17 protein-coding genes, 1 tRNA gene and 1 pseudogene are annotated in these 18100 nt (G+C 69.2%); 4 read left to right on the top strand and 15 right to left on the bottom strand.

All coding sequences use genetic code 11. From position 1 onward, the window contains the following. Positions 1 to 164: 164 nt before the first annotated feature. Positions 165 to 929 carry an alpha/beta fold hydrolase gene (locus tag J1M36_RS04195; RefSeq protein ID WP_206478732.1) on the top strand — a complete coding sequence of 255 codons (765 nt, stop codon included), beginning with the start codon at positions 165 to 167 and terminating at the stop codon, positions 927 to 929. After that, complete coding sequence (locus J1M36_RS04190; protein WP_131332826.1) at positions 926 to 1708, top strand: 4'-phosphopantetheinyl transferase superfamily protein; 783 nt, start codon at positions 926 to 928, stop codon at positions 1706 to 1708. Before J1M36_RS04195 ends, J1M36_RS04190 begins: the two co-directional genes overlap by 4 nt. A 43-nt stretch (positions 1709 to 1751) precedes the next feature. On the opposite strand, the gene J1M36_RS04185 is transcribed toward J1M36_RS04190, so the two are convergent. The 5 genes from J1M36_RS04185 to J1M36_RS04165 all read right to left on the bottom strand — a co-directional run bounded on the left by J1M36_RS04185 (position 1752) and on the right by J1M36_RS04165 (position 10298). Then, positions 1752 to 3185, bottom strand: a complete 1434-nt coding sequence (locus tag J1M36_RS04185; protein WP_206478731.1) for a heparan-alpha-glucosaminide N-acetyltransferase domain-containing protein — start codon at positions 3183 to 3185, stop codon at positions 1752 to 1754. Then, entirely contained in the window at positions 3182 to 7285 is a 4104-nt protein-coding gene (locus J1M36_RS04180; RefSeq protein ID WP_206478730.1) for a Pls/PosA family non-ribosomal peptide synthetase, read from the bottom strand. The genes J1M36_RS04185 and J1M36_RS04180 overlap by 4 nt, the downstream gene beginning before the upstream one ends. A gap of 334 nt (positions 7286 to 7619) precedes the next feature. After that, positions 7620 to 8567 carry a hypothetical protein gene (locus tag J1M36_RS04175; protein WP_241246852.1) on the bottom strand — a complete coding sequence of 316 codons (948 nt, stop codon included), beginning with the start codon at positions 8565 to 8567 and terminating at the stop codon, positions 7620 to 7622. A 127-nt stretch (positions 8568 to 8694) separates the two neighbouring features. Continuing rightward, complete coding sequence (locus J1M36_RS04170; RefSeq protein WP_206478729.1) at positions 8695 to 9642, bottom strand: arsenic resistance protein; 948 nt, start codon at positions 9640 to 9642, stop codon at positions 8695 to 8697. Further along, on the bottom strand, positions 9639 to 10298 hold the full coding sequence (locus J1M36_RS04165) for a TetR/AcrR family transcriptional regulator (protein WP_206478728.1): 660 nt from the start codon (positions 10296 to 10298) through the stop codon (positions 9639 to 9641). The genes J1M36_RS04170 and J1M36_RS04165 overlap by 4 nt, the downstream gene beginning before the upstream one ends. 430 nt (positions 10299 to 10728) lie before the next feature. On the opposite strand from J1M36_RS04165, the gene J1M36_RS04160 reads away from it, so the two are divergent. Further along, a complete protein-coding gene (locus tag J1M36_RS04160; RefSeq protein WP_206478727.1) occupies positions 10729 to 11199 on the top strand; it encodes an esterase-like activity of phytase family protein in 471 nt (156 codons plus the stop codon). Positions 11200 to 11299: 100 nt separating this feature from the next. On the opposite strand, the gene J1M36_RS04155 is transcribed toward J1M36_RS04160, so the two are convergent. From J1M36_RS04155 to J1M36_RS04115, 10 genes and pseudogenes are all read right to left on the bottom strand, one after another. Then, positions 11300 to 11509 (bottom strand): hypothetical protein, encoded by a 210-nt coding sequence (locus tag J1M36_RS04155; RefSeq protein ID WP_206478726.1) that lies wholly within the window; start codon positions 11507 to 11509, stop codon positions 11300 to 11302. A 44-nt stretch (positions 11510 to 11553) separates the two neighbouring features. Further along, complete coding sequence (locus tag J1M36_RS04150; RefSeq protein WP_206478725.1) at positions 11554 to 11934, bottom strand: isochorismatase family protein; 381 nt, start codon at positions 11932 to 11934, stop codon at positions 11554 to 11556. Further along, positions 11931 to 12053, bottom strand: coding sequence for a hypothetical protein (locus tag J1M36_RS12985; protein WP_274606018.1), 123 nt, complete (start codon positions 12051 to 12053; stop codon positions 11931 to 11933). Before J1M36_RS12985 ends, J1M36_RS04150 begins: the two co-directional genes overlap by 4 nt. A gap of 355 nt (positions 12054 to 12408) precedes the next feature. Then, a tRNA-Ala gene (locus J1M36_RS04145) sits at positions 12409 to 12481 on the bottom strand. A 159-nt stretch (positions 12482 to 12640) separates the two neighbouring features. Next, positions 12641 to 13051: a ribosome silencing factor gene (rsfS, locus tag J1M36_RS04140; RefSeq protein WP_064846159.1), complete on the bottom strand. Its 411-nt coding sequence runs from the start codon at positions 13049 to 13051 to the stop codon at positions 12641 to 12643. Between the two features lie 32 nt (positions 13052 to 13083). Then, a complete protein-coding gene (locus J1M36_RS04135; RefSeq protein WP_206478724.1) occupies positions 13084 to 14046 on the bottom strand; it encodes a hypothetical protein in 963 nt (320 codons plus the stop codon). After that, positions 14043 to 14774, bottom strand: coding sequence for a nicotinate-nucleotide adenylyltransferase (gene nadD, locus J1M36_RS04130; protein ID WP_274606019.1), 732 nt, complete (start codon positions 14772 to 14774; stop codon positions 14043 to 14045). The genes J1M36_RS04135 and nadD overlap by 4 nt, the downstream gene beginning before the upstream one ends. A 59-nt stretch (positions 14775 to 14833) precedes the next feature. Next, positions 14834 to 15091 carry a hypothetical protein gene (locus J1M36_RS04125; RefSeq protein ID WP_098055042.1) on the bottom strand — a complete coding sequence of 86 codons (258 nt, stop codon included), beginning with the start codon at positions 15089 to 15091 and terminating at the stop codon, positions 14834 to 14836. A 79-nt stretch (positions 15092 to 15170) separates the two neighbouring features. Beyond that, positions 15171 to 16478 (bottom strand): glutamate-5-semialdehyde dehydrogenase, encoded by a 1308-nt coding sequence (locus tag J1M36_RS04120; RefSeq protein WP_206478723.1) that lies wholly within the window; start codon positions 16476 to 16478, stop codon positions 15171 to 15173. A 68-nt stretch (positions 16479 to 16546) separates the two neighbouring features. After that, a pseudogene (locus J1M36_RS04115) lies at positions 16547 to 17044 on the bottom strand (PUA domain-containing protein); the annotation flags it as partial. Between the two features lie 322 nt (positions 17045 to 17366). Here J1M36_RS04115 and J1M36_RS04110 point away from each other — a divergent pair. Next, entirely contained in the window at positions 17367 to 18029 is a 663-nt protein-coding gene (locus J1M36_RS04110) for a hypothetical protein (RefSeq protein WP_206478722.1), read from the top strand. Positions 18030 to 18100: the final 71 nt, after the last annotated feature.

Raw genomic sequence — 18100 nt, 5'->3', positions numbered from 1 at the left:
CAGTCAGACGCCCACTCGCAGCACCCCGGACCCGCACCGGAGCACCCGCCGCAACGCCCCACAGGGCCGCCCGGTGGAACAGTCCGGCACCGTACCGAGCGAGCGTCGCCCACGCGCGGCACCGGCGGCAGTCGGCACACTCAGGATTCAGGAGGTCCGGGAAGTTGGCTACGACCCCACCCCCCGCCACGGCCCTCGCCCAGTGGTTCTCCGGCCCGTTCACCCCGCAACGGCGCCTCGTCGTCTTCCCCCATGCCGGCGCCGGGGCACTGTCCGGCCGCGATCTGCAGGCCGCGGACACCGAGGTGCTCACCCACCGCCGTCCAGGCCGGGAATCACGTATGGCCGAACCCGCTGTGGTGGACGTCCCGGAGCTCGTCGCGGAAGCGCTTGCGGCGCTGCTGCCGATCCTCGACGCGGACGAGCGGCCCACGGTCGCGCTCGGTCACTCCTTCGGTGCGCTGCTCGCCGCCGAGTTCACCGCGGCCCTGGACCGCGAGCGCCCGGGTCGGCTCGAGCGTACGGTTCTCTCCGCCAAGGCCGCGCCCCCGGATCGCGATCCGCACCTCGCGTCGATCCTCGAGGACGACGCCGCTCTGGCCGCTTGGTTGCTCGAGCTCGGGGGCACCCCCGAGGAGCTGCTCACGGACCCTGGTCTGCGTGAGCTCGTCCTGGCCCCGTTGCGCGCGGATCTTCGGGCGTCGTTGAGCTACGACGCCGCCCCGCCGGACCTCGCCACGCCCCTGCTGCTCGTCCACGCACAGGAGGACCGCACGGCGTCGGCGGGGTCCATGGCGGGGTGGACGAGCACCGGGGGCACTGCCACACTCACGATCCCCGGGGGCCATCACGGGCTGTTCGATCACGCACGCGAGCTGCACGACGCGTTGCGGTCCGCTGTCGACGGCACGACGGGTGGCGCCCGATGAGCGCGCACGCGGTCGCGCACCGCCAGCCCGTGTGGGCAGCACAACGACGCCGCGTGCCCGGTGCACCGGCGGATCTCACGCTGCACGTCCTGCACCTTGAGGATGTCTCGTCCTGGGCGTTCTCCGCCGTGGACTGCCTCACGGAGGACGAACTGTCCCGGGCGTGTGCGCTGCAGGACTCCCACACCCGTGAACTGTTCGTGGTCTCACGCGTCGCTCTGCGCCACGTTCTGGCCCACCGACTCGGGTGCGCCGCCCACGAGGTCCCGATCAGCCACGACCCACGCACCGGGGCACCCCACGAGGTGCACGGTCGCGCGGCGGCGGTGACCGGGTCCCGCGGTGACGCCGGTCCCGAGCTCGCGGCGTCCTCCGCGCTGGGTCACGTTCGCCCCGTCCGGTTCTCGGTCTCGCGCACGGCCGGGGTCATCGCTCTCGTCACGGCCCAGCGTGCCGTGGGCGTGGACGTGGAGCGTCTGCAGTCCGAGGTGGAGGCGAACGTGCTGCTCGACATCCTGCACCCCGCGGACCGCGCCCGGCTTTCCCGCGTGCGCGGGCGGCGTCGTGCCGTGGCCGTGACGCGCACATGGGTGCGGGTGGAAGCGCTGGTGAAGGGCTGGCAGACGGGACTGTCCCGCGACCCCGCAAGCATCCACGTGGGATCGGCCGCACGCGCGGACTACGGCCACGGGTGGAGCGTGAGCGACGTGCGCACCACGGCGCGGGAGAACGCGCGCCTGGCCGTGGCATGGCGAACGGACCCCGCCCCGCAGGGCTGAGGTCCGTTCATTCGTCATCCGCCCCGCGGGGCAGCGGCATCACTCAGTGGCGACGCCGCGGGGTCTCCGCACGACGCCGCGGGAGCGCCTTCTTGGGCCGGATCACCGCGGCCGACGCGCCCTTGGACGCCCGGGTCACGAACCGCTCGAGCGGACCCGCCCCCACGGCGTGCTGCCACGCCACCGCGAACAGGGCGGCCACCACAATCTGGACGATGTACCAGAACCACGGGGTGCCGTCCGTCCACACGAACGCCATGAAGATCAGGTGCCACACGTAGAGCGTCAGCGTCATGGAGCCCATGGCACCCAGCCACGTGAGCCACTTGCCGATCACGCGGCACAGCAGCAGGAACGCGCCCAGTGCGATCATAGCCATGCCCGCGCTCTCGAACAGGGCGAGCGGGGTGTTGGTGTGCGGGCCCGTGAGCAGCAACCACAGGTTCGTGGTGTCCGGCAGCTGGGGGTCCGGGCCGTAGTACTGGATGTTCCACACGTCCTCGGACGTCATCCACGGGGTCGCATTGATCAACGCGTCCTCGAGGTCGAACCGCAGCAGCATGAGCATGGAGATACCGCGGGACAGGGCGGCGACCACGGCGCCCACGATCACGAGCAGCACCTGCACCCGGTCGCGGGACAGGGGCAACCGGCCCAGCGCCAGGCCCAGGCAGATGAACGTCATCCATGGCAGCGCCGGGTAGGTGCCCGTGAGGAACAGCTCCGCGAACACGGATCCCGGGTCCGAGAAGATCTCCAGGAAGCTGGGGTTGCCGTACACGTGGGCGGGCAGCACCGACAGCGACCACTGCATCACGAACGGCATGACCACCGCGAAGAACGCGGCCGAGGCCAGCAGCCACCGCACACTCATGAGCGTGAACGGGATGGCCAGCAGGAACATCAGACCGTAGTAGATCAGGATGTTGTATACGGGCAATTCGAGCAGGTTCACCGTGAGACCGATCGCGAACAGCAGCAGGGCACGCACCAGGATGGAGAACCGCGCCCGGGAGCCGTCACGACCGTGGCGCGGGGTGCGCCCCCCGGTCATGAACGCGAGGCTCACACCGGCGAGCGTGGCGAACAGCGCGGCCGAGTGCCCGGCGAACAGGGTCCATTCGAGGGACGGTTCCCCCGCGGCGTTCGTCGCGGGGAGCACGTGCACCGCGATCATCCCGATGAGCGCGAATCCACGCGCCACGTCCACGCCCATGATGCGGCGCTTGGTGCGGCGGCCGTCCGCGCTCGTCACGTTGCGGGTGGCCGCACCCTGACGCGGTGCGGACGTGGAACGTGGCGGCGCGGTGACCACCGGGGTCGCGGCGGTCCACAGACCGCTCTCCGCCGCGGTGCGGCCCTCGTCCCCGCGGTCGCCCAACCACACCTCTCGCGGTGGACGGCGCCCCGGTTGCGGGCGCTGTCCCACGGGCAGGTCACCCTCCAGGACGACTTCTTGCGTGCTCTGCTGCGTCATTCGGTGACTCCCTCGTGCTTACCGGAGGTCTTCCCCGCGGGGACGACGTCGGTGCGAACCGTGGCCATCGCGGACGATCCCGCGCTCAACTGCGGCGCCGGTGCAGCTCCGAGCAACGGTGCGGTGGACACGTGGTCCGACTCGATCGCGGGCACGACCTCGGCGCTGATCGCCTGGTCCCCCGGTGCGAGGTGACGGATGGGGTTACCGCCCCAGTTGCCATCCGGGGGCACCGTCTCTTGCCGCATGACCAGGGACCCGGGGCCCACGGTGGTGCGCTCCTCGATCGTCGCACCGGGCAGCACGAAGCTGTTGGGGCCCAGCGTGGATCCCCGCCGCATGGTCACGGGCTCCATCCGCATGACCCGGTCGTGGAACAAGTGGGTCTGCAGGACCGTGCCGCGGTTGACGGACACGTTGTCCTCGAGGCGCACGAGGTCGAACTCGGGCAGCCACCATGACTCGCACCACACGCCGCGACCGATGTGCGCACCCATCAGGCGCGCCCACAGGTTGAACATGGGCGAGCCCACGCTCAGGCGGATCATGGACGGGACCGCGAGGGACTCGGCGAACACGTCCGTGAGTTCGTTGCGCCACACGAATGAGCTGAACAGCGGCCGTTCGCTGGGTCGGAAGCGGCCCACGAGGGCCCACTTGACGAGCACCGGCACCAGGCAGGCCACGGTACTGGCGACCGTGAGCACCACACCGGACCACGCGAACGCGGCCACCACACCCGTGGCACCCATCCCGTGGGACATGTAGATCTCGGTGAGGACGTACACGATGATGAGGTCCAACCAGGCCGAGACCATGGCGGGCACGAAGCGGAAGAATTCCACGAACGCACGCGCCGCCTTGAGCCGCCGTTGCGGGCGGAACGTGGACTCGGCGTCGGCCTCGGTCTTGGCACGGGCGATCGGCTCGGCCGTGCGACCCAGCCAGGACGAACCGGCGGGTGCGTGGTGCGGGGCGGAGCTGAGCACGGCCACGAGGGCGTCCGCGGGCAGGTCCCGGTCCGGTCCCACGATCCCGGAGTTGCCCACGAAGGTGCGCTCACCGATCACGGAGGTACCCACGTGCAGCCATCCGAACCCGGCGCGGTGGGACGTGACCAGGGCGTGGTCGGCCAGGAAGGACCCGTCCTTGAGCGTGGTGAGGTGCGGGATGGTCTCCGCGGTGGAGATCTCCACGTTGCGCCCCACCTTGGCCCCAAGCAGGCGCATGAACCACGGAGTGATGCAGGACGCGTACACGGGGTAGGTGGAGATCAGGGTGCGCTGCATGAGCGTCTCGGTGAGCCACATGGCCCACCCCACGGGACCGTTCTGGGGGAAGTACCCCGGCACGATCATCCCGGCCACGAGGCGCACGAGCGCGACCACGAGCAACAACCACACCACCGCGGTCACGATGGTGAACACGGGGACCCACACCGCCACGATCGGGAAGACGAGCTCGTACTGCCGGATGGTGATCACCTGGGACAGCACGATCAGCGCCCCGGGGATCAGGGCGAGGAAGGGCAACAACCCCACGAGCACGGCGCCCGCGGAGAACGCGAGGTGCGACGTCGCCGAACCCCAGGTCTTCATGCCGCCCGTGGCCTCCGGGGACTCCTCGGGCCACGTGAGGCCGGCCGAGCCGTGGTGGCGCAGAGGGGAGCCGCCCCACAGCTCGCCGTCCGGGACGTTGCGGCTGACGTGCGAGCCGGGCAGCACCTCGGCGCCGTGGCCCACGCGCATCCCGGGATCCACGAGGGTGCGGGTGCCCACGCGGGCGTTGTCACCGATCTCGATGGCGCCCACGTGGAAGACGTCCCCGTCCAGCCAGTAGCCGGACAGATCCGATTCGAACTCCAGGGTGGAGTGCTCCCCCACGCTCACGAGACCCGTGACGGGCGGGGTGTTGTAGAGGTGTGCGCCCTTACCGATCTTGTTGCCGAACAACCGGTGCAGGCCGCGGGCCATGGGGGTGCCGGTGAGGACGTCGTACTTGTTGTAGACCACGATGCGCTCGGCGGCCCACACGCGCAGGTGGTTCCAGCTCCCCCGCGGATAGTGCCCGGGTTTCAACCCCGCGGTCAGCGCGCGTACCGCGGCAGCGCCGATGAACACGCGCCCCGGAAGGGAGAACATCACGAGCCACCCCAGGACGAGCGGCCACAACGGCGGCGTGGGGACCCAACCGGCGTCCGCGACCACGGCCAGCAGCCACACCACGATGAGCGCGCCCACCACGTAGCGGAACCCGTTCAGGAAGTTCAGGGCCAGGATGAACAGCCCCTGCAGCCAGCCGGTGCTCGCGGGGGTGGGCTCGGGGTCCCGCTTGACGTCGTGGGACTCCCCCAGCGTGGCCAGGTAACCGGCCATGCCCTCGAGGGTGGGGTGGGCGTAGATCTTGGCGATCTCGGTGTCCGGGTGGGTCTTGCGCAGCGCGGAGACCAACCGGGCGAGCGCCACGGAGCTGCCACCCATTGCGAAGAAATCGCTGTCCGGGCCGAACGGCAGCGGTCCGAGTTGGTCCGCCCACAGTTCCGCGAGCCACGCGAGGTCCCCGGTCAGGGACTCGGAGCCGTCGTCGTTGGACGTGGGCAGCGGCCAGGGAAGGGCCTTGCGGTCCACCTTGCCGGAGGTTTTCATGGGCAGTTCGTCCATGATGCACAGCGCGGGGACCATCTGCCCCGGGAGTCGTTCCACGAGCCAACGCCGCGCCTCGGAGAGATCCACGGAGCCCTCGAACTCGGGGACCAGGTAACCCGCGATCACGCTGCCACCGCCCGGGGTGGAGTGCACGGCGCACGCGCCGAGCTTCACGCCGGGCACGGCGCTCATCTGCGTGTCGATCTCACCGAGTTCGATGCGCCGCCCCGAGACCTTGACCTGGTCGTCGGCACGGCCCGCGAAGACGATGCCCTCGGGGTCCGCGCGCACGACGTCGCCCGAGCGGTACGCGCGGTCCCAGCCCAGGGATTCCAGCGGCGCGTACTTCTCGGCGTCCTTGGCGGGGTCCAGGTAGCGGCCCAGACCCACGCCGCCGATGATCAGCTCGCCGGTCTCACCCCAGCCCACGGGCTGGCCGTCGGCGTCCACGACGGCGAGTTCCCACCCGGGCACGGCCAGACCGATGCGCACTGGGGCCTCCCCGTTGAGCAGGGCGCCCGTGGCGATGACGGTGGCCTCGGTGGGTCCGTAGGTGTTCCACACCTCACGGCCCGGGCGCACCAGGTGCTTGGTCAGTTCCAGGGGGCAGGCCTCGCCGCCGAAGATCAGCAGGCGCACCCGGTCCAGTGCGGCATTGGGCCACAGGGATGCGAGCGTGGGCACGGTGGAGACCGCGGTGATCTCCTTGTCCACGATCCACTGGCCCAAGTCCGGGCCGGAGCGCACGATCTTGCGCGGTGCGGGCACCAGGGTGGCACCGTGGCGCCACGCGAGCCACATCTCCTCGCAGGACGCGTCGAAAGCCACGGACAGTCCCGCCATCACGCGGTCACCGGGGCCGAGCGGGCGGCGCTGCAGGTACATGAGGGCCTCGGCGTCCACGAGTGCCGCGGCGGAGCGGTGGGAGATCGCCACGCCCTTGGGCTTACCGGTGGACCCGGAGGTGAAGATGATCCAGGCGTCGTCGCGGGTACGCGGGGTGGCGGTCTGCTCACCCGTGGTCACGGCCGGGTTGCGGGTCAGTTCGAGCCCCTGACCGAACACGGCGGCCACGCCGGCTTCCTCCCACACGGTGCGCGCGCGTTCATCGGGGTCGTCCCAGTCCACGGGCACGTAGGCCGCGCCGGCGAACAGGGTGGCCAGGATGGCAACGTACAGGTCCACGCCGCCGGAGGGCACACGCACGCCCACACGGTCCCCGCGTCCGATGCCCATGTCCCACAACCGCTGGACGTGGGTCTCGATCCGGTCCTCGAGTTCCCCGTAGGGAACGCTCTCGTTCTCGTCCTCCAAGGCGATGGCGTCCGGGTACTGCGCGACCGTCTCGAGGACGATGTCGACGAGGGTGCGCGGTGCCGGTGGTTCCTCCACCGGGTACACGGCCCTGTCCGGCGCGAGCGCTCGGACTCCGCTCCTAAGATCTTGGCTGTCCACTGCTAGTACTCTCCCCCTTGCTAAGGACCGGTGGTGCAGGGAGATGCGGACGTCGTCCTCGGTCGAGGCGCGGTGCTGCAAACGTATGGATCATGCCGATGGGTCCCCCGACCGATACGGCAGCGTGACATCCGGAAGATGCGCAATGGCGTCCAGCGAAAATATCCCCCTGCTGGCCCAGATTACGTCGCCAGAATACGACAAGCATGAACTTGGATGCAATGTACGGTGTCGGTCCCGGCATCACCCAGGTGGGGATGTCATGCTGAAGAATTACTCAACGTGACCCACCCCACGGACTTCCCCCGTGTGCCCGTGAATCGTGTTCCGTAGATCACGTGGAATGCGTGGGTTCGTCCGCCGCGAGCAGTTCGTCCAGGATCTCGGCGTCCGGCATGTTGAAGTGGTCGCGGTGCGGCATCAGTTCCAGGCGGGTGCGCGTGAAGCCGCGCTTCTCGTAGAAGCGCTGACCCTCCGTGGCCGCCGTGACGGCGTCGAAATCGGACGCGGGATCTGAGCCGTTGTCCAGCAGACCCGTGAACCACCACATGCGCACCTCGGCCTTCTCCTGGCGGGTCGGGACCTTCGACAGCCCGTCCGGCGCGCCACCACCGCCCACCATGGCCGCACCGCCGGTCACGAGGTCCCGGGCACCGCTGAGCACCCCGTAGCTGAGCATCTCCGCGCCACCCGAGTACCCGAACCACGACACCCGGTCCCGTTGCACCGGGAGGTCCGCGAGCAGCCGGTTCTCGGTCAAAGCGCGCAACCAGCGCATGTTGGCACTCATCCCCTGCCACCACGTGCACTCGCCCTGGCAGTCGGGTGTGAGGGGCACGGCCAACAGGTCGTTGTGGGAGGCCGCGATCGCGGACAGGCACGTGGTGCGCCCACCCGGTTCGAAGTACTCCGCCCCGCCGTCCCCGTGCAGGTCGATCACGAGCCCCACGGGCTTGGAGACGTCCACCCCGCCGTCGATCACGTGGTAGGAACTCGTGGTCCCGCGGTACGTGTAGGTCTGCTCCAGGTGGCCGAGCGCCCCGGCTTGGGTCTGGTCCTGGGTGGTCGGCTGCGTGGCCAGGGTCACCGTGTGGGGGAAGGCTCGGGAGTCGTCCGCGCGCAGCCCGTACTGGGTGCAGTCGGTCCTGGGCGGATCCGCGGACTTGAACGGGTTCACACTGATGAGGACCACGGCCGCCACCAGCACCAGCAGCAGGACCAGCACCAGAACGACACGCCACGAGGCATGTCTCGCGCCCGTCCTCGTGGGACTGGTAGGCATGGCCGGAATCGTACCCCCGCGGGCTGGGAGTTCTCGACCTTCCACCCCGCGACACCCCTGTGGCGTGAGACGACGTCGCTCGGCCGGGTCCGCGCGACGCCCCGGCGCCGCGGCGTCGTCGTCCGCTTCAGCGCACCAGACGGGGCACGAGGCCGACGAGTGCGAGCATGACGAGCAGCTCCACGAGGGTCTGCGTGAGTACGGCGAGCGGCGCGAGGACCGTGCCGTCCGGCGCCGCGAGGGCGAGCGGCAGCACCACCAGGGAGTTGCGCGTGACCCCGCTGAAGAGCACCGCGCGGCGCTCGCGGACGCGCAGGCCGGCAAGGCGACCGGCCGCCCAGCCGAGCGCCGTCATGAGCGCTGCGAAGCTCACGTAGACGGGTACGAGCGGCAGCAGCGCTTGCGCGCGTGAACCCACGAGGGCGATCTGGGACGCGACCACGGTCGCGAGGGTGAGCATCATGAGCGGGACCATGGCACCACCGGCGAGCCGGCCCCACCGCCGGGCCACCGGGGACCGCGCTGCGGCCCACTGGGTCACTGCCGCAGCCACCAGAGGGATGACGATCACCACCGCGAGGGCCTGGGCGAATGTCCCCCAGTGCACGACCACGGCGACGTCGGGCGCCAGAAACGACCACAAATACAGGGGCAGGGTCAGCATCTGCAGGACGAGCAGCACGGGGGACGCCGCGAGCAACCGGTCGTTCGCGGCGCCCGCGAGGCCCGAGAACACGATCACGTAGTCGATGCACGGGGTGAGCAGGACCAGTAGCACCCCGATCAGCATCGGGCCCTCGATGGAGAATGCGCGGATGAGCGCGAACACGATGACCGGGACGGCCGCGAAGTTGACGATCACCAGGCACGCCATGAAGCGCAGGTCGCGCAGACCTTCGCCCACGCGGCGCAGCGGGATACCCAGGAACGTCACGTACAGCAGGGCCGCGAGCACCGGGGTCACCGCGGGGGCGGCGAGGCCACCGAGGCCCGGGGCCCACCAGCCGGCGAGTGCGCCCACCGCGAGCGCTGCGAGGTAGAGGGGTATCTGGAACCGCTCCATGAACCGGGTCATCGGGGCCCCTGCCGCGCGCCACCATGTCCGGCGCCGTCGGTGTCGTCCCGTGTCAGCGCGGTTCCGGTCAGGGCCGTGAGTCCCGACCGGAAGACGGCGTCGGTGTCCACGGGGTGCTCGGTGTGCAGGCGGGCATAGCGCGGCGCGATCTCCGCATCGACCGGGGCGGCGCGCTCGGAAGGGGCCATCGGCTGTGTCAGAGCGCTGCCGAGCGTGAAGTTAGCGAGTGTGTACGCAGCACTGAGGGGATCGGGCGCACCGAGCTCGTCCAGGAGAGCGATCATCCGCTCCGACAAGCGGAGGTAGTGGGGTCCCATGGGAGCACGCATCCCGATCACCAGGCACGCCCACCCGTGGCGCGTGAGGTGCGCGTGATAGGCGAGCATCAGGTCCGTGAGCTCGCAAGTGTCCACCGCGTGTCGCATGGCGGGGTCGGCGCCGAGCGCGTGGTCGAGCCCGAGGTCGAACAGGTCGTCCACGGACGACACGCGCGAGTACAGGCTCGCCGGCGCCACGTTCAACCGACCGGCCACGGCGCGGACCGTCAGGGCCCGGAGCCCGCCCTCGTCCAGCAGAGCGGCGGCGGTTCGGCCGATCTCGTCCGTGTCCACGGCGCGGGTGCGGTGCACGGGTTTGCGATGGTCCCAGTAACTCACGGGGTCAGCGTAAACGAACACTGTTCACCCGGCATGCGAACTAAGTAGTTTAAGGACATGCCTGACGATTCTGGGCTGTCCCTGCCCCTCGTCACCGAACGGCTCCGGCTACGCGCTCATACCCCCGGCGACGCCCCGTGACATCCCCGGGTCCATCTCAGGCCTGCCCCCGGCCCGGTCTCTGGCCGGCCCGGACGGGTTCGATCGACGTTCGCTGTCGACGGCCGTGCCACGCAGCGCCCGGCCATCCCGGACATACCGGGGCCCGACGTCGCGCAGAGACGTTCACCGGTCGGTCACCTCGCGGTTTCCGGACGCTCGTAGGGTCTGCGGCACACCCACCGCCGACCCGGGCGGGTCAGACCGAGGAGTACCGCCATGCACCGATCACTCGTCCCTGCGGCCGCGATCACCGTGGGGTTCGGCCTATTTGCCGCGGGACCGGCCGCGGCCGCGGCGCCTGACCCAGCTCGACCGGCGGACCGGTCACAACCTGGCCCAGTACGTCTACGAGACCGAGCCGGTGTCCGTCCCGCGGGGTTCGACCGGTGGCGACCGCGGCGCTTCCGAGATGCTGCAATTGAGCAAGGCCGATTACCTGGTGATCGAGCGTCAGTACGTCGAGGGTGAGAACCAGATCCAGGTATACCGGGCCAGCACCAAGGGTGCCACCGATGTGTCCCGTTCGGCGGCCCTCACGGGTACGGAAATCCCGATGAAGAAGGAACTGGTCATCGACCTGGTCGTATCGGGGATGTCCCCCGGAAACGTGGAGGCCGTGAGTTTCGGTCCGGATTTCGCGGACGGTGACACATCCCTCGTGCTCGCGGCGGACGACAACTTCAACCTGGCCACCCAGGACACGGTGTTCCACTTGCTCCGGGTGAACACCCACAAATAGATGGGGAGGGTGGATGGGGTCCACGGTGGACCCCACCCACCCTCGCTCCCATCACGCCGCGGCCCGTGAAACAGGCCGATGCGCCACGAGGCGCGTTCGCTCAGTCGCGCCCGGAGCGAAGTGCGGCCTGCAGGGCCGCGAAACCCGCTTCGATCTCGGAGCGGTGCGGCTCCACGACCCCGCGGGCCCGCTCCTTGGTGGTGTCCTCCACGTCATTGCCCCTGGCCAGCATGTCCGGCTCGTCGAGGAACGGCAGGGCGACCTCGGTCAGGTCGATGAGGCCCACGTCGGCGTCGTCACCGGTTGCCAACCCGGCGACCTGGTCCGCGATCTGACGGCGTGGGCGTGGTTCGGTCAGTCGCGCTCAGAATCCAATGGCTCACCCGTACGCTCGACCTCCTGGGCCTTCTGGTGGGACTCCGCGAGCAGCTGGTAACCCTCGGCCACCGCCGAGAGTGCGGGGAACGCCATGCACACGGTGGTCAGCGTGCCCGCGATGATGAACTGCTTCTTCCCCGTGGCCTTGACCGCCTCCACTAAGTCCACGCAGTCCCATGCGTTGACCTCACCCTTGCGGGGCACGTACACGGTCTGCGGGGCATGTTCCTGGATCTCCGGGATGAGCGGGCCGTTGGGGCCCTGCGGGACGGAGGCGGTGGCGACCACGGGCATCCCCGTCCTACCGGCCACCTTGGCCAGGACGGTCGCATTGCGGCGCAGGTCCGAGACGCTCAAACCCCGACGACCTGGAACAGGCCGCTCTGGTGGTCCACCAGCAGTAGAGCGACGTCCTCGGGATCGATCATCGGAAGGGAACCGTGGAAGGTGGGAAGGGCGGGGAAATCCGTTGACATGGTGTTCTCGTGTCGCATTCCGGGGACCCGACGATGGGCCACCCCCAGCGTAGAGAGGGGCATATCTTCTTGCCCATGATGTGACGACCGCCCGGACACAATTTCCCCGTGTAGAGCGTGAGAAAGGCCACGGAATACATCTGTGGTGCGATACGCACGCCCAGGACCCGGAACCATGTCTTTTCGGCACATATGTGTATCCGGCGTGTGGGGCGTCCACGCCACGGACGCGGAGGCCCCTCCTGGACCCTCGACCGACAACCACACCCGGCACAACAAACCCACCCGGACAGCGAAAAACCCGGACCCTCTTTCGAGGATCCGGATTTCTCCGCCCGTCCGACGGGCCATTCGGTGGAGCTAAGGGGACTCGAACCCCTGACCCCCTGCATGCCATGCAGGTGCGCTACCAGCTGCGCCATAGCCCCGTACGACTCCGAAACCTTACCACGCTTCGGCCTGCCACGTTCACCCGGGATTCACTCCCGAACAACTTCGTGGGACCATCGCGTTTCCAGTTCCCCGGAACGACTCGACCATCCTAGACAATTTGCGCGAACTCGCGCAAATTGCCCGGCGGCGCGAGCTCAGACCGCGCGAGGAGCGGCGTCGTCGTCGATGTCCGCGGAGCCAGCCGATGGCAACTGGACGTCGATCGCCGGGCAGTCGCCCCACAGCCGTTCGAGGGCGTAGAAGGCACGGTCCTCGTCGTGGAGCACGTGGATCACGGCGTCCCCGTAGTCCAGGAGCACCCAGCGGCCCTCCCCCTTGCCCTCACGGCGCAGGGGCCGGCGGTCGTGCTGCTCGATGAGCGCTTCCTCCACGGCGTCCACCACGGCGGAGACCAGACGTTCGTTGGACGCGGAGGTCACCATGAAGACGTCCGTGATGGCGAGGCTCTCGCTGACGTCGAACGCGACGACGTTCTCGGCCTTCTTCTGGTCCGCGGCGCGCGCGGCGCTGCGCACGAGGTCGATGGATTCGGTGGTTGCAGTCACTGAAGTGTGCTGTCCTTTCGCATGGGTCGGTTTCACAGAACGAAGATCACGAGGGCCACCACGAGCGCCACGATCACGGCCACGAGTAGCGCGAGCACCACTCGGGTCGTGGACGTCCCGCGGGAATACGCCCCGGGTTCCAGCAGGGTCAGTCCCTCGGCGTCCACCGCCCGCACCGGTTCGGCGGGAGGAGCCACGGTCTCGGACCGCGTTTCGGGGGTTGACGACGCCGCTCCCGCCGCGGCCTCGTGCGTCCCCTCGGGTGTGCGGTCCCGGTGCGGGGCCTGGATCACGGGGATCCGGGAAGTCTCGGTGACCGGTCCGTAGCGCATGGGTGAGGCCGGGAGGGACGCGGGGTCCGCGAGACTCTTCCCCAGGCCCACCCCCGTCGCCTGGGTCATCAGGGCCGGCGGGAAGGTGATGGTGAAGTACTCCGGCTCCGGCTCGTCGTGCACGGGTTGCGGCAGGGTGACCGGCGCCTGGCCGATCCCGGGTGCGGCGGGAGCGTGACCCGACGACACGGTGTCCCCTGGCACGGAGCCCTCGGATGCCGGACGAGCCAGTGCCTCCCCGGCGGGGCCACTTGCTGCGGGTGTGTTCCCCGCGGCCGAGGATCCTGCGGGTCCGTTCCCCAAAGCGGTGGGCTCTTCAGCGGTGGCCCGCTCGGCGGCCTGCCGGTCCTGTTCATTGGCCGCCGCGGCGCGCATCGCGAGATCCGCGAGGCGACGCTGGGTGGCGAGCAGGGCGTCGTCGACCTCTCCCCCGCCCGTGCGCTCCGATTCCTGGATCTGCCGGGCGTACTCGACCATCTCACGTTGCAGCCGCGCGAGTCGCCGGGGCCCCAAGGGCTTGACGGTACCCGTGTGCTGGGGGGTGTCCAACTCGATCACGGGAGCCGGCGGGGCCACCCACTCCTGCTGTCCCGTGGCCGGGTGGGCGGCCCACGGGCATTCCTGGGGGTTCGCGGATCGGTTCTTCTCGGGGGGTGTGCTCACGCGGTGCTCCTGTGACCCGGGGCGGGGACCCCGGGCGAATCCGTGGGGGCGGATGAGGGGGTGCCGACATCCTGTGCCACAGGGGTGCCGGATGCGGTCTCCGGGTCCACATCGGGATCGGTGGAACCGCGGTAGAGGCCGTACTTGTTGATGTACTGCACGACCCCGTCCGGGACCAGGTACCACACGGGCTTGCCCGCCGCCACGCGGGCGCGGCAGTCCGTGGAGGAGATGGTCATGGCGGGGACGTTGAGCAGCGACACGCTCTCCGAGCCCACGGGCGCGGAGAGCACGTGGCCCGGGCGGGTCACACCCACGAACGTGGCCAAGGACCACAGCTCATCGGTGCCCTTCCACGTGAGGATCTCCGCCATGGCGTCCGCGCCGGTGATGAAGAACAGCTCGGCGTGGGGACGCAGGGTGCGCAGGTCCCGCAGGGTGTCGATCGTGTACGTGGGTCCGGAACGGTCGATGTCCACGCGGGACACCGTGAACCGCGGATTGGACGCCGTGGCCACCACGGTCATGAGGTAGCGGTGCTCGGCGTCGGAGACGTCCTGCCCGGCCTTCTGCCACGGTTCACCCGTGGGGACGAAGACGACCTCGTCCAGGTCGAAGACCGCGGCGACCTCCGACGCCGCTACAAGGTGCCCGTGGTGGATGGGATCGAAGGTCCCGCCCATGACTCCCAGCCGGGTCACACCCGGCCTGCGCGGGGGGATGTCCAGTTCCGTCTCGGCCGCGGTCACTGACGCGCTGAGGGGATTCACTCGTGCCGATCTGTCGGTCAGTGGCGCGGGGTGGCGTGCACCCGGTCGAGCATGGCCTGCTCTTCCGCGGGCAGCTGCGCGGGGTCCTCGTACTCACCGACGGCCGGGGCCTCGCCGCGGGGCGCGAAGGACATGGAGATGAAGAGCATGATCAGGAACAGGATGAACGCGACGATGCCGAAGACCGGCGCCATGGCGTGCAGCTCTTCGTTGATGGAGTGCCCCTCCTCGGCCGCCAGGACGGTGACGTTGGACAACAGGTACAGCGAGCTCATGCGGTTCCCTTCTGTGGCCGGCGGCGCCGGTCGGTGAATGCGACGAACGTCCCGGGTGACGTCCGTTCCATGGTACGTCTCACGGACGCACGTGGCCGTCACCCTGGACAACCCACTTGGTGGTGGTCAGCTCCTCCAGCCCCATGGGACCGCGCGCGTGCATCTTCTGCGTGGAGATCCCGATCTCCGCACCCAGCCCCAACTGGCCGCCGTCCGTGAAGCGGGTGGACGCGTTGACCATGACCGCCGCCGAGTCGATCTCCGCGGTGAAACGTTCCGCGTTAGCCAGGTCGTTGGTCACGATCGCCTCGGTGTGGCCCGTGGAGTACGTGCGGATGTGCTCGATCGCCTCGTCGATGCCGTCCACGACCTTCACGGCCATGTCCATGTCCAGGTACTCGGTGGCCCAGTCCTCGTCCGTGGCCTGCAGGTGGTCCGATCCCGGGGGCAGCAGCGCTGCGGCGCGGTCGTCCACGTGCAGGGTCACACCGGCCTTGTCGAGTGCGGCGAGCACCTCGCGGGATGTCTCCCGCGCCCCGCTGTGCAGCAGCAGGGTCTCGGCGGAGTTGCACGTGGAGGTGCGGTGCGTCTTGGAGTTCACGGTGAGCTTGGCGGCCATCTGCGCGGGCGCGGACTCGTCGATGAACACGTGCACGTTGCCCTCGCCCGTCTCGATGACCGGGACGGTCGCGTTGGTCACCACGGACTGGATGAGTCCACGGCCGCCGCGCGGGATGAGCACGTCCACCTTCCCGCGCGCACCCATGAGGGCGTTGGCGCCGTCGCGGCCGTAGTCGTCCACGGTCTGCACGCAGTCCACGGGCAGTTTGGCGTCCGCGAGGGCGTCCCGAAGGATGCCCACGAGCGCCCGGTTGGAGTCGAAGGCCGCCGAACCACCGCGCAGCAGCACCGCGTTACCGGACTTCACGGCGATCCCGGCGATGTCCACGGTCACGTTCGGGCGGGCCTCGTAGATCACGCCCACCACTCCCATGGGCACGCGCACCTGGCGCATGCGCAGCCCGTTCGCGAGCGTCTGCCCGCGCACCACGGAGCCCACGGGATCGGGCAGGGCCGCGAGTTCCCGCAGCGCGTCCGCAAGACCCGTGATGCGGGTACGGTCCAGCTTGAGCCGGTCCAGCAGCGCGGTGGAGATCCCTGACTCGCGCCCGCGTTCCAGGTCCCGCGAATTGGCCTCGAGAACGGTGTCGGCGCGGGCCTCGATCCGATCGGCCATGAGGTTCAGCGCGCGGTCCTTCCACGCGCGCGGGGCGCGGGCGAGCGTGCGGGCGGCCACCCGGGCGTCGTCGGCCATCAGGCCGACCCCGGCCACGGGATCGTCCCCGAAGGTCTCCTGCGCGGTCAGTACGGACGTGTTCTCGGCCACTGTTCCTCCTGCGGATCATGGTGCGGGCGCGCGGCGCCCACGGTTCAGTTTGGGGGTTGGACGTGCGGTCAGACGGTTCGTTTCAGTTTGGTCCTCGCCGAACGGGGCCGCATGGTCACGAGGTTGTCCACGTGCACGAGCTCGCGGGCGTAGTCCTCACCGAACTCCTCCCCCAGTTCGTGCGTGCGTTTGCCGAGCATCCCGGGGACCTCGTCCGAGGCGTAGTTGATCAGCCCGTGGGCCACTTCCTTTCCCTGGGAATCCACCATGGCCACGGGATCGCCCGCGGTGAACTTCCCGGACACCTCGGTGACACCGGCCGCGAGCAGCGAGCGACGACCGCGAATGGCCTCCACCGCGCCGTCGTCCAGGGTCAGGGTGCCCTTGATGTCCGCGAGGTGCGCGAGCCACAGCAACCGCACGTTGCGCCGCCCGCCGGTCGTGGCGAACCACGTGCCCACGTCGTCGCCGGCCAGCGCACTCTCGATGTTCGCGGCGGAGGTCACGAGCGCCGGGATGCCAGACGACGCCGCGATGCGCGCCGCCTGCACCTTGGTCACCATCCCGGACGACCTGCTCCGAGGTGTGACGCTTCCTGCTGTTCGTCATGATCTGACCAGTCTCACTGCCCGGACCCCCGGGCAACAGGACGACTCACACAACCACCGGACCTACCAAACGGGGTCAGCCCACGGGGAAGGCCCGGGTGTTCATGGACATCGTTTCCCCACATTCGGCAAATCCGAACCAGGTGCCGTCCTCGAGATTGCAGCACGAGGTACCTCATTCCGACTCACCACGCTCATCTGTACAGGTGACTTCACCCTGCGTGACTGGGGTGTGGGCGCACCAGGAAGCGCCTGGCGACAGTTCCAAGCTGAGATGCCTGTGAATTACCTACTCGAAACTCATCCCGGCGCACGCAAGCTCGTGGTGGTCTTCTCGGCCATGGCCCCCGTGGGGAGCTTCACGTACAACTATCGGGATGCCGTGTCGGTCCTCGATGCGCACACGCTGTTCGTCATGGACGACTGCGGTGATCAGGGAGCGTATTTCTTCTCTGACCACCGCGACGAGAGCATACGCCGGTCGGTTCTTTCGGCTGTGACGGACGTCAAGGATCGACTGGGAGTGGACTGGTCGGACGTGGCCTTCGTGGGCAGTTCGAAGGGGGGGACGGCGGCTTTGATCTTCGGCGGTACCGTCCCCGTGGGGCGGATCGTGGTGGGAGCGCCGCAGACACGGGTGGGCTCCTTCCTGAAAAAACCTCACCCCAACGTCCTCGAGTACATGACAGGGGGTACGGACGAGGCGGACATTGCATGGGCGGATGAGATCGTGCCTCGGCAGTTGCGCGGTCTCGCACCAAGCACCTCGGTTGAGGTGATCATCGGCACCCGAGACCACCATTATCGAGATCATTTGCCGCTATTGCGCCGGGAGCTATCGGCCATGGGCCATTCGAACCTCCTCGTGCGTGAGGTGCCGGGGCTGATGGGCCGCCCCCTTCATTCGGTCCGGTCGCTGTGCGAGTCGTCGGTTTCCGATTGATGGGTGCATTGCCGAGCGTAGTCGACGGGTGCGAGGTAGCCGAGCGATGAATGCCGGCGGTCGTGGTTGTA

Source organism: Kocuria sp. KRD140 (assembly GCF_017168375.1).
GTDB lineage: Bacteria > Actinomycetota > Actinomycetes > Actinomycetales > Micrococcaceae > Kocuria > Kocuria marina.
This window is presented reverse-complemented; position numbering and strand designations above follow the sequence as displayed.

Bases quoted from the DNA above. Each gene is read 5' to 3' on its own strand.
- J1M36_RS04190 (WP_131332826.1), top strand. From the start codon at position 926: ATGAGCGCGCACGCGGTCGCGCACCGCCAGCCCGTGTGGGCAGCACAA.
- J1M36_RS04185 (WP_206478731.1), bottom strand. From the start codon at position 3,185: ATGACGCAGCAGAGCACGCAAGAAGTCGTCCTGGAGGGTGACCTGCCC.
- J1M36_RS04175 (WP_241246852.1), bottom strand. From the start codon at position 8,567: ATGCCTACCAGTCCCACGAGGACGGGCGCGAGACATGCCTCGTGGCGT.
- J1M36_RS04170 (WP_206478729.1), bottom strand. From the start codon at position 9,642: ATGACCCGGTTCATGGAGCGGTTCCAGATACCCCTCTACCTCGCAGCG.
- J1M36_RS12985 (WP_274606018.1), bottom strand. From the start codon at position 12,053: ATGTCAACGGATTTCCCCGCCCTTCCCACCTTCCACGGTTCCCTTCCG.
- J1M36_RS04125 (WP_098055042.1), bottom strand. From the start codon at position 15,091: ATGAGCTCGCTGTACCTGTTGTCCAACGTCACCGTCCTGGCGGCCGAG.